The 13,061-nt window shown below is 47.1% G+C and carries 5 protein-coding genes and 1 pseudogene; all 6 read right to left on the minus strand.

The window, feature by feature from the left end; translation table 11 throughout:
- Positions 1-323: 323 nt before the first annotated feature.
- Positions 324-1,641, minus strand: a pseudogene (locus DWW10_RS08660) (glycoside hydrolase family 28 protein); the annotation flags it as partial.
- A 13-nt stretch (positions 1,642-1,654) separates the two neighbouring features.
- A complete protein-coding gene (locus DWW10_RS08665; protein WP_022393422.1) occupies positions 1,655-3,109 on the minus strand; it encodes a glycoside hydrolase family 28 protein in 1,455 nt (484 codons plus the stop codon).
- Between the two features lie 22 nt (positions 3,110-3,131).
- A complete protein-coding gene (locus tag DWW10_RS08670; RefSeq protein ID WP_022393423.1) occupies positions 3,132-5,459 on the minus strand; it encodes a GH92 family glycosyl hydrolase in 2,328 nt (775 codons plus the stop codon).
- A gap of 1 nt (position 5,460) precedes the next feature.
- On the minus strand, positions 5,461-6,570 hold the full coding sequence (locus tag DWW10_RS08675) for an acyltransferase family protein (RefSeq protein ID WP_182021374.1): 1,110 nt from the start codon (positions 6,568-6,570) through the stop codon (positions 5,461-5,463).
- A gap of 28 nt (positions 6,571-6,598) precedes the next feature.
- Positions 6,599-8,761 carry an alpha-N-acetylglucosaminidase gene (locus tag DWW10_RS08680; protein WP_022393425.1) on the minus strand — a complete coding sequence of 721 codons (2,163 nt, stop codon included), beginning with the start codon at positions 8,759-8,761 and terminating at the stop codon, positions 6,599-6,601.
- Between the two features lie 122 nt (positions 8,762-8,883).
- Positions 8,884-13,056 (minus strand): two-component regulator propeller domain-containing protein, encoded by a 4,173-nt coding sequence (locus DWW10_RS08685; RefSeq protein ID WP_022393426.1) that lies wholly within the window; start codon positions 13,054-13,056, stop codon positions 8,884-8,886.
- Positions 13,057-13,061 lie beyond the last annotated feature (5 nt).

Raw genomic sequence — 13,061 nt, forward strand, 5'->3', positions numbered from 1 at the left:
GACTAGTAATTGCGAATATAACAGGTGCATAAACGGATAATCAGATTCCTTTATTTAAGTTTCGCAAGTGCTCAACTTATTAGTTAACAAGGTTTCAGTTGACAAGGGAACAAGGGAGATAGTCTCACAAACGATTCTCACCTATCGTATTTCATGAAAAGCCTGACACTCTTGCCTTGTTACCTTGTCAACTGAAACCTTGTCAACTGCGAAAGTTGAGCTTGCGAAACTTGAGTCCTTTATTTTCAGATTACGAACACCCTTCTGCCCAATTCCTTCAGCTGCCTGATCGGGACGTATATCTCCCCAGGTAACAGTACAATCATCTATCAGGATATCAGATGCCGTATCGATATAGAAGCCATACGTCTTATCGTGGATGAATCCTTCGCCTACGCACGGACGTTTATCATAAATGCCACCCTCATAGGCAGTACGTTTCTGCAACAGCAGGTCTACGTTTTCAAAGTAGATATGGTTCACCTTATCCTGTGTATCCCCGCCTACAAAAATACCGTTCTCGCTGGTACACTTGATATTTGTGAAATAAATACGGCTCACTTCTCCGCAACGTCCTTCGGTAGCTCCCTTCGGAAAGCGCCAACCGGCATCCTTATGATTACCTACGGCACGCGGATAAGAAGTCACGTAAATGGGTTCCGCTTTCCCCCACCAGACATCCGAGTAGAACATACAATCTACAATCATATTAGAGAAAATTACGTTGGTAACCGTTCCTTCATCCCGGTTCTGAATACCGATGCCGCGATTGCTATTCTTGATGATACAGTTATTGAACAGTACGTTATTAATCTTATCCATATTTTCCGAACCGATCTTGATGGCACAGGAACGGGAAACCATGGTACAGTTGGTCACCACAATATCTTCACACGAACCGTACTCCTCAAACTCGCGGCGATTCTTCAGGCAGATGCAGTCATCACCCGATTCTATATGGCAATTGGCAATGCGCACATTCCTGGAATGGTCTACATCGATACCGTCGCCGTTGCGTATCTTCAGATTGTTCAAAATAGAGATACCATCAATGGAGGCATCGTTGCAACCAATGAGATGGACCGTCCAATAGGCACTATTGCGGATGGTTACATCACGGATCACTGTCTTCTCTATATTGATAAGCGTCAGCACATGCGGACGGGGATCGAAGTCGGTCACCGGTTTCAGCTCGTAAGAATCTTCCAGTTCCTTACCCATAAAGGAGACACCGTTTCCATCTATAGCTCCTGTTCCGGTGATGGATACCTCTTTCAGGTCTTGACCATAAATCCACATCATACCTTCACCACGGTTATCGCGGAAAGCGCTCAGTGTATAGGCAGCCTCATCGGGATTGGCAAGCAGGCAGGAATTAGGTTCCAGGTGTAGTTCTACAAACGAGGCAAGATGGAAAGGACTGCACATGAAAGTACGCCCCGCCGGAACAAGTACCGTTCCGCCACCCGACTTGGAACACAGGTCGATAGCGGCTTGTATAGCTGCGGCATCATCGGTCACGCCGTCACCTTTGGCTCCGTAGTCCATAATATTGTAGACAGTTCCTCCAGTCTTCGGAGTGCTGCACGCCCCTAACAGCAAGATGCTGCATAGGGCAAACAAGAATGCTTTTACTCTCATTATATCTTTCTGATTAATGTTTGTCTGTCGATATCCTCTTACAGTCTTCATACCTGAAGGCCTCGTAATTGCTTCCCGGTGCCTTCTCTCCTTTCACGCGGATAAGGGAAAGATCATCGATTTCCCGGAACAGATAGGCACTCTCCCAAGTAGCCTCCGGCTTTTCCTTGTTCCAACGCACTTGGCAATCCACCAGTGACAATTCATCTATTCCATAAAACAGAAAACCGTTACGCGACCTTTTATCTACCGCATCTTCCGGTTCCATGAAAAGCTGTACATCGCGCAAGCGTATGGTCTTCATCCGGCTACTGAAACCTTCCATGCGAATCCCACTTTGTCCGCAGGCTGTTATATTGCTCAACGTTATATTTTCTATACTTCCGGCTGACGGAATGTCCCCTCTTTTCTGTATAGTGAACCAAACCGGATCGCCATTCCCCCACCAGAATGTTTCCTTGCGTACCGTATTTATAGTCAAGTTGGAGAAGATCACATTGCGTACATTCCCCCCATCGCGAAGAATGATGTTGAGTCCACGGTTTGCCCGGCTGATGGCACAATTTGATACGGTGATATACTCAAAGTCTGCATGAGACTCCGTCCCTATCTTCAACGCTGCTGATGAAGAGGTCAGAATGCAATTGCTTATTGTAATATAACGGCAAGATTGGGTTTTACCATTCTGCCGGGTTGTCTTCAGGCACAAGGCATCGTCACCGGTATCAATCCGGCAATTGGAAACCATTACATTGCTGCACCCGTCTATGTCCAACCCATCCGCATTAACTCCGTTATGGGAATTGGACTGGATATAGACACCGTCCACATACACCCGGTCGCACCATTGCAGATGCACCGACCAGAAAGAAGATTCAATCACTTGTATATCGCGGATATGAACATTGGTACATCCTGTAAAGTTGATAGCTCCCGGGCAAGGTGGAACCTTTCTGAACTTGCTTTGATAATCCACTCCGTAACGCCCGGCATTAACAATTTCCCGTGCAGTAATAGAATCTGTAACTTCCGTTTTCGGCTCCCTGCGGTATCCGGTACGCACGGCACGGCAATTCAACACTCCTTGTCCGGTGATTGAAATATCTCTGGCATTGACTGCCCCTATCAACATTTCAGCCTCAGCATTATCGGCTGCCCCCACTTTGCGGGCAAGATTACTGAAGTCTTCTATTCTCCGGCTGGCATAAATCGTAGCTCCTGCATCCAAATGCAGATTGACATAACTCTTCAACAAAACCGTACCGCTAAGATAGTTACCGGCAGGCACCCATACAGTACCTCCCCCGTGAGCAGCACAATCGTCTATCGCTTTTTGTATGGCTACAGTGGAAAGTTGCGTTGTATCGGATATGGCACCATAATCGGTAATATTATAAACCCGTTGCCCCCACGCAGCAGAGCCGCAAAGGAGTAATAAGAATAATAGAATGTGCTTAAAACATGCCATATCTTTCCCTTTCTTTTGTTAGTTATTTCATTACTTCCGGCGGACAGTTTTCTGCTCCCGCTCCCCATTCTTTATTCGGTTCATCCCCCATTACAAACTCCATCACACCACCGTTCACTATATCCTGATGGGTAATATAATTCCGTGTATAAGGCTTTCCGTTCAGTGTTGCCGACTGGATATAAATATTCTTCTGCGACGCATTACGGGCTTTCACGGTAAACGTATTTCCACTCTCAAGATTCAGCGTAAAGCTGGGGAATGAGGGGCTGGCAAGTATATAATACGGGGTACCGGGACATACCGGATAGAATCCCATAGCGGCAAACATATACCAGGCCGACATCTGTCCGGCATCATCATTACCGGAAAGTCCACCCGGTTCATTCAGATATTCCGTTTCCATAATATGCCGGACGGCACGTTGAGTTTTCCAAGGCTCGCCTGCATAATTGAACATATAGGCAACCTGATGACACGGCTCGTTTCCATGCCAGTAACGCTGTTCGCTGAACATGGAATCCAGTTTGGCTACATACTTATCCTTGCCTCCCATACAATCCATCAATCCGTACGGATCTTGCGGCACATACCAGGTATAATGGCAAGGAGCGCCCTCAGTAATGAAACGGGCGAAATTGAAAGCATTGGCATCATTCAGGAAAGTACCATCGGCATGACGTCCCTGGGCATATCCGGTACGGGGATCCATCACATTGCGATAATTGGCAGCACGCTGTATCAATGCCTGGTAATCATCTGTCTTACCCAGAGCTTTCGCCATCTGTGCAAGGGCAAAGTCATCATAAGCATATTCCAGGGTGCGCGACACTTGTTCTTTCGTGTGGAAAGCATCGGGTACACCGTCTTCAAGAGGAATATATCCATATTCCAGATAAGAAGTCAGGGCACGACGACCCATACCGTTTTTATATTCATCAGGGTTGGAAGGAGTTTCAAAAGCATTCTTACGCATTCCTTCATAAGCCTTGTCCACATCGAAATTACGAATACCCTTACAGTAGGCATCACTGATGGCGGAGATACAATGATCACCTATCATAGCGGCAGTATAGCTATTCCAGCAAGGAAAGATGGGTAACCAGCCGCCTTGCTCATATTTATGCACCAGAGATTGCATCATATCTCCGCCCTTGGTCGGGAAAAGCAGATTTATCATTGGATGCAGGGCACGGTAGGTATCCCACATGCTGTAATCTTCATAATACGTTTCTCCTTCAGGAAGTTGCCGTATCGGGGTTCCATTCGCAAAAGAGGGATAACGCCCATCCACATCATTGAATGTATGCGGCAGGAAAGAGGCACGATAGAAAGCACCGTAAAACATTTCCTTGTCTGCAAGCTGTTCGGTTTCTACATCAATGGCAGAGAGGTGCTTCTCCCAGATATGTCTCAAATCTGTACAAGTCTGACCGAAGTCCCAATGAGGGATTTCAGCCTTCAGGTTTTGCAAAACACCGTCCCGGTCGGTAAAGGAGGAAGCGGCTTTTACCAGCACTTCTTCGCCTTCAGCTACATCAAACTCTATATAAGCACCGATCTGTGCCGCATCACCTATCCGGGTGACACCTTGAGACAGGGAATCTCCCCTAAACACACCGTACCCCGTCAGCTTCTTTTGCAGCTGAACGATGAAATGTCCGCTATAGCCTGCCGGTTTTCCCCAGCCCTGATAAATGCGGTGAACGGGATTGTATCCGTAGATCTGATTGTTGAGGGTATCGATGCAGATGTATCCCTGACCTTCATCACTGTTGGGATTCACCACCAGATAACCTTTTCCTGCTTTTCCGTAGGTGAAACGGAAGATAGCGGAACGCGAACGGCCCGTCATTTCAGCAAAGATATTCTCATCCGGTAGAGAAACTCTATAATAGGCGGGAGTCGCCATTTCCTCGTCATGCGAGAAACGGGTGGAACGTGCTTCCGGCTGACAACGCAGTGTGCCGAAGAGGGGCATCAGGGTCATAGAACCGTAATCCTGCGTGCATCCGCCCACAATCCAATGGGAGTTACGGAAACCTTGCAACAAGGAATCTGCATAATAATAGGGAGCTATACATTTTTGTTCCGTATCACGCGTCTGTGCAGTCCAGAAGTTCATTCCGTTGGGTTCGAGTACTGCCGGAAGAGTTTGCCCGTATTCTTCCGTATCCCTGCCGAACAACCCGGCTGTATGGGTAGCACTGGGGGCAGTGCCGACGCGGGTGTCGATATAGGATAATCGCGACTCATCATCCGTTCCACAACGTCCGGTGCACGAAGTGGTACCCGGCAGCAAGGCAGCTGCCAATAATAGAGAGCAGTATGTGTAGATCGTTCGTTTCATGTTATATTTTTATATAGATTTTCTTTTTATACAGTGGATAGCCGCATGCTCCCATCAACAACGTGAAAGCAAGGGCGTAAACGGCAGATGCCAGATAAGGATCGGCTATCAATGAATGTATCCCTTCATAAATAACCGGTTTGCTTCCGGTGGCACCGATAACAATAGCCGCCACCTCACTGAGTACATAGAGAAACAACGGGTTGACTCCGAATATCTCAAAGAAGCGGCACCAGTTCTTCTTCTCTTTCATATCGATGAAGTAAATCAGTACGGCCTGAAGCATGGCAGCCAGTCCGCAAGTGACCAATACGAAGGTAGGCGACCAGATACGCTTATTCAACGGCAAAGCCTCCGCCAGCACAAAACCGCATGCCATCAGAATAAAGCCTGCCACAAACAGTTTCAGGGTTTTCTGTTCCAAAGCTTCCTTAGCCAGTATGATCCTCCCGCAACAAAAGCCAATCAATGTATGAGCAATAGCTGCGAGGGTGCTGGTAAGTCCTTCCGGATCTATCGGGCTTTTATGATAAAGATGGTCTGTACCCAATACATTCCGGTCTATGTTTGCCAGGATATTTGTGCTATCGGGGGTGTATCCGTTGCCAATACCGAGCAAGACGGTATATCCGATGATAAGGAAACCGATTATCCAGCCGATATACTTAGGCTTGACATACAGAGCTACGAAAGAAACGGCACAATAACATAAAGCGATACGTGGCAACACTCCCGTAAGCCGGAGATGGGCAAGGGGGAAGAAATCACCCTCACAGATAAAGTGAAACCAATGAATGGCCCAGCCGATGCATAGAATGACAAGAGTGCGTTTCAGTATCTTACGGATCACCGGGCCTGATGCCTGGAAATGGAACTTGCTCAGAGCAATGTAAGTGGAAATGCCCATGATGAACAGGAAGAACGGAAAGACCAGGTCGCAAAGCGTCAGCCCATTCCATACAGAATGCTGCAGGGAGTCGTAGGATAGCTTTCCACCGGAATTGTTGACGAGAATCATTCCGACAACGGTGATTCCACGCAACACGTCGAGAGACAAGAGGCGCTTCTTCTGCGGATAACCGGAAATTGGGGGGTGAATATTTTCCATCATCTGTAGGGCGTTAATCACTAACCACTAATCACTCATTCCCAAACACTTTCTCAAACACTTCTTTTGCCACATCCACACAGTTTCCTTCGGGAGCCGAACCATATGGATTCTTCGCCAATGTCCAGGGTTCTTCCATAGCGTAATAATCCAGCTTCACTTCGGGTTTACCATCCAGTTGGTCTTGGAGGGTTTGCCAATAAGCCGCCCAACGTTTATAGTAAAAATCGCGTAGAATGCCGTCCCATTCCTTATGAGCATAGTCGCGCAGACCGCCGTCGTCAGCACAAACACGATTGCCCCAAGTAGTTATCTGTACACGGGCATTCCATTCGTACAGGTCTTTTTCTTCGGGAGTAGTGCCCAACTTGCGTGCCTGCTCTATCCAGCGACCTACACGGAATTCACTGCGTGTACCCAACAATTTATCCTGCAACAGCAGTATATCCAGGAATTTCCGGGAGTCACGGGCAAAACTGCGTTTATCAAAGCTCTTGAAGTCGGCAATGGTACGGTTGTACACAATGCGTCCTTTATCCGAAAGAGACTGGCGAACCATGTCTACCAAGTCGTATTCGAAATTATTGTTACCACGGTATTTATCGGCTACCTCCAGCATCAGCCGGGCAGCTTCTTCCGTAACAGTAGGGTCGTAATAGTTCTTCATCTTCGACCAGCTCGATGCCTGGAAGTTATTCATCGAAGGACGTCCACAGAAGATGGATTCATGAGGGCCTTGCTGATTATTTCCGAAGGGGCAGTTATAAATGGTATTGGCAAGCAGGGTCCATGCCTGTTCTATCTTCTCGTCGCGCACGCCGTAACGGGCAAAGAGATAATCTTTCAACCATTCCTCTTTTGTGAATTTCTCCGGACGCCAAGGCAGTTCGCACATCAGTTCGAACATCATGGGGTTATTCTCTGAGCCTTCCATGGTGAGACCGATACCTTTCAGATGAGTTGCCAACGGATTGTTCTTCGTCAGATAGAAGTTGTTGAGCAACTGGTCCATGCGGCCGTGCAGACCGACATTGCCGCCGAAGTTGAGCAACATACAGAAAAGCCAGTCGTGCTGCTCATAACCTTTGTCGCGCTTCCAAATGGAAGGGATTCCCCACATAGGGCGACATTCGCTGAACAAGTCCAGTATCAGCAGATCTCCGTTCTGCATATTCTTTATCATTTCAGGGCGAGGATTCTCCGTCCAACCCTGTACTACCCAGGTGGCTTTCGGATTCACCTGCTTCATAGCCGTCATGATGGCCCGGCCGGCTGCATCGAAATCTACCGAAGCGGCATTTTCCGCTTCATGAAAGGGGTCCATAGAGTAATAATCGGCCTTGCCAAAAAGCTTCTCCTGCTCCCGGTAATACAAATCTGCTATCTCGGCAAAACGAGCATCAGTAGGCTGCAAGAAAGCCGGACGGGTAAAGCCATTCCACAGATCGGACTTGGTTAGGTTCAGTCCCAACTTCTCGTCAGCATCATGCGGAACCATTCCGGAATATCCCGGAAATACAGGTTTGATGCCATACTCACGCATGCGCTTCAATATTTTCTTCTGCAGAGCTTCCTGCTGTACGTACCAAGAGTCCGGATTGAGGCCGCCCCATCCTTCCAGATTATTCATGGCCCACCAAGCCAAGAAGGCGGGGCCGGCTATAAAGCTGTTTATTTCTTCTTTGGAATATCCCAGCTTTTGGAGCATATTGAACCAAATACACTCCTGCCCTACGGCGGCCAAAGGAAGATTGATGCCATGCAGGGCCATCCAGTCTATTTCTTTCTCCCAGCGCTCCCAATCCCAGAAAGCCATCGTATAAGAGTAGGTGCAATAGTTGAAATCATAACGAAGTGAGAGGGACGTTTCGTGACGTTCTTTCTGGGGAACAGCAGGAAGTACTTGGGGAAGCGATGCCTGCATGCCGTTCCATGATAGCTGGATACCGGCATAATATTTCAGATACCAGTTGATACCTGTCGCTATATTCACGTAGTTATTACCACGGACAACAACTTTACTACCTTTCTGATCCAGTTCAAAAAAGTCGTCCGTACCTTTATTGAGTTCAATAACAAATTTCTTAGATGCTCCCTTATCAATTCTTTCAAGCAGACCGTTGACGGGGTTGGCAGATAAATAAGTAGACAAACCTACTATTAACAAAATGACTAAACAGAGTTTGGTTTTCATGGTATTCATTACTTCTGGGTGATGTGCAAAAGTAAGCGTTTATTTTCTTATATAAGGAGAAAATAGAAAAGTTTGGGACGAATATAGTAAAGAATGAGACAGAAATACAAAGTGAGGAGTCTCTATTTCTTTCCCAGTTTCGAACTCGGTAAATACCCAAAGAATTCTTTAAAACACTTTGTGAAGTACTTCGGATCATTAAAACCTACAGCATAAGCTATCTCAGAAACATTGATGTCTCCAGGTCCTTCCTGTATCATTCGTTGCGCCACGTTCAGACGGTAATTCTTCATAAACTGTCCGATAGGTTGCCCTGTGAGGTCCTGCATTTTTTTGTTGACGAGCGTCTTGCTATATCCCATATCACGCACAAAACGTTCCAGGTTATATTCTGCATCGGCATAGTGCTCCTTCATCAGGTTGACGGCATTCGTAATGAATGTCTTGTCCCGCGACTCTTCCTTCACATGCAGCTCTTCCACATTGCTGCTGGATGAGAACATCTTCTTATACTTCTTCCGCAAATTCAGGATATTGCGAATACGAAGCCGGAGCACTTCTTCATCGAAAGGCTTACAGAGATACTCGTCCACGCCTATCTCGAAACTCTTTTTTTCCTGCACATCCGAGCGAAGTGCCGTAAGCATAAGGAACGGAATATGCGAAGTGGCCAGATTCTCCTTGATGCGGCGGGACAACTCCATACCATCCATCACAGGCATCATCAGGTCGCTAACTATTAAATCTATCGTATGCTTCTGAACTATTTCAAGAGCTTCCTGCCCGTCGCCTGCCTCAAACAAACGGTAATCGCCCACAAGCAACGTACGGATATACGAGCGCATATCCTTATTATCTTCCACAATCAAGATGGTCTCTTTCTTCTGTGTATCTTCCGGTTGTAAGGTATCCGGCAGGTACACAGTACCGGGATCTTCCACTATTTCTCCTCTTGTTTCCACTTGTTCACCGGGAACCAACGGCATCAACATACGGAACGAAGCCCCTCGCCCGGGATTATTACGGGCAAAAATTTCTCCCCCATGCAAGTATACAATCCGTTTACACAGGAAAAGACCGATACCCGTACCACTCTGCCCGTAAACCGGATATTTCGTACTCTTCTTAGATTGATAGAAACGGTCGAAAATCTTCTCCATGTCTTCCGCCACAATACCGTGTCCCGTATCACATACATTCATATAGAGCAACTTCTCTCCGCCTTCACCCTTAATGGTTGCCACAAATATATCAATGCGACCACCGTCGGGCGTAAACTTAATGGCATTCGAAACCAGATTAACCAGCACCTTACGCATATATCCGGGATCAATCATCAGGAAAGGATTCTCCAATCGGAAATAAGTGCATATATCAATCTGCCTCTCCTTTGCAAAAACCCTGAAAGGTATCAGCAACTCAGATAAGAACTCGACAAAATTCGAGGAGCGCTTATCCAACACCACTTTATCAATGTCCAGTTTCCGGAAGTCCATCAGTTCATTGACCAGGGAGAGCAGATACCGCGAATTCCGCTCGGCTATCTGTAACTGTGCCTTCACCGCCTCGTCCTGTGTCTCCTTCAGGGCATGCTCAATGGGACCGTGAATCAATGTAACCGGAGTACGGAACTCATGCGTGATATTTGTAAAGAAAGCAATCTTCTCTTCCGTAATCTCCCTCACGTGCTGGGCCATGGCTTCCAATTGCTTGTTTTGGACAGCCAGTTCCTGCGTACGCAGTTCCACTTCCTTTTCCAATCGTGCTTTCTGTTCACGATAGCTCCGGGTCTTGCGCTTATAGAATAAATAGATAGCAATGCAAATGGCTATGACAAGAAGTAGGTAGAACCAACCGGACTTATAAAAATAAGGTGTGATTCCGACTTCTATTTCAGTCGTTTCTTCCGACCAGCGCCCCAACTCATCCGTTGCGCGAACCTGCAATGTATAGTTTCCCGGCGGAACAGCCGTATACCGGGCCATGCCATCACCCGGCTGAGTTTCGTTCCATTCCTCCTCGTACCCCTGCAGACGATAAGCAAAACGGATACGGCTACTGTTTCCATAATTCTGCGTAGTAAAACCGATAGAGAAACGGTTCTCCCGTTCATGCAGGAAGATGCCGGAAGCAAGGGTGATGTTTTCTTTCAGATAACCACCACTGGAAGGATAAATCATATTTCCGCCAATGGCCAGGGAAGAAAGTTTCACATGCGAATCCGCAGGCTGCGAAGCCTCATCGTCAGGGTGGATGATAACCAGTCCGTCCAGGGTTGCCATATAGATGAAGTCATGCCGCTCCGAGTAATGGATACCGTTCCAATAAAACTGGGTAGCGGGCAAACCATCGGCCTGCGTATAGTTGCTGAATGTCATCGCCTGGATATTCAACCGGGACACTCCATCATTCGTAGTCAACCACAAGTTCCCCTGTCCGTCTTCCGCCATGCCGATAATTGTATTATTAGGCAGCCCGTGGCGCGTCGTATAGTTTCTGAACACAAAGTGATTATTCTTGTCGCTCGTCAACTGATACAGGCCGCTTCCGTTACCTCCCAGCCAGATGGTTCCGTTTTTGTCTTCCAGAATACTGTTGATCTTTTCCAGTTGAGTGGACTGCGGATTATCCAGTTTATATTTGAGGTACTTATAGTCAAAACGTTTATTCGACTTGGCAAAAGAAGCAAGGTCTACGATAAAGACACCTTGTGTAGTACCTACCCAGAGGCGTTTCTTACTGTCAATCAGTAAAGCATAGATAGCCTCAAACTCATTGTCAGACTGATCGAACAGTACACGAATGAAAGTATCCTTCCGTTTGTCGTAGAAGTGTACTCCTCGCGTGGAGCCGAACCATATTCCATGATTAATCACATCTTCGCAGGCACTGTTGATAAAGTCTCCTTCCAATTCAGGAATATTCTCACAAGTATAACGCTTGAAGGTACGGTTATTGGGGATATTCAGGTCGATCTCATTAATCCCCACACCCCAGGTATATGCCCACAGGCGGTTATCGGAATCTATCAGGACACCCATCAGGGTATTGTTGCTGACAGAGGTTATGTCATTGGGAGAAAAGAGGTGGTGGACGCAAGATTTACTATCTTCATTCCACTTCATCAGGCCGCGCTCTACCAAGGCTATCCAGAGGTTCCCGTCCTTGTCTTCATCCACCGCATTCACAGGCGTAGGGGCGTCGTTTTCTGTATCCGCACTCCCACACGTCCACAGTTTCGTCTGAAGCCGTTTCGGAGAGAGCAGGTTGATGCCACCGGTTTCAGTACCCAGCCAAATGGTCTCACCATCGGTAAACAGGCAGTTGATGGCATTACAGTTGATGGTAACTCCCCCTCGTTCACTGGTCTGACGAATGAATGAGAAAGTATCCGTGTCTTTATCATAGACATTCAGTCCGTTAAGGGTGGATACAATCAGGTGTCCCCGTTCCGTCAGTTTGATATCCGTTATATAAGCCTGGCTCAGCATCCCGGGGCGGTGGGTGGAGTAACGATAGCGTTTCAGACTTTGCCCGGCATGGTGGTATTTGAATAAGCCACGGTTAGAACCAATCCACAGCAAATCGCCGTCTACCTGCATACAGGAGATCCGCCAGTCTTCACTGAAAGAAACCAGGCTGTCAGACAGTTTCTCCACTTTCAGAAGATGTCCTTCATGCTTCGTGATGCGGCACACTTCATTGTCAATACCTGCACAAACTGTCCAACCCAGATCGGTGACAGCATGCACCGGAGAAGCACACTCACTCTCCAGATGATAGTAATTCTTTATAGATCCTTCAGCATCCAGTTCTATACACCACAAATCCTTGTTAGCGGAAATCCAGACATCACCCTGATTGTCTTTATAAACCGTACTTACGTTTTCATTCATCAACCTTCGTAGCGGACTGTCTGATGGAACAGGTAACTCCACCAAAGCATAAGTATCCAGGTTGAGAATGTCGATGCCACCCTCGGAGGCTATCCAAAGGCGTCGGAAGTTGTCTTCACAGACCTTATGAACAAAGTCGTTCTTGAGACATATCGGTTCCGTTTGAGTGCCATAGTTCAGGAATTGATAACCGTCATAGCGACCTATTCCGTAATGCGTAGCAACCCATACATATCCCTCGGAGTCCTTAAAGATATCACTCACAAAACTATAGGGTAACCCTGCAGTTTCAGTAATAAACTTAAAGTTGTACTGGCTGAAAAAGCGATCCATGCTTTCCGAAAAAAGCGGTGGAAGCTGCATCAGACAAATGAGGAATATCAGGATACGTCGCTTCATGTAAG

The sequence above is a fragment of the Bacteroides intestinalis genome, assembly GCF_003464595.1.
Taxonomy (GTDB): domain Bacteria; phylum Bacteroidota; class Bacteroidia; order Bacteroidales; family Bacteroidaceae; genus Bacteroides; species Bacteroides intestinalis_A.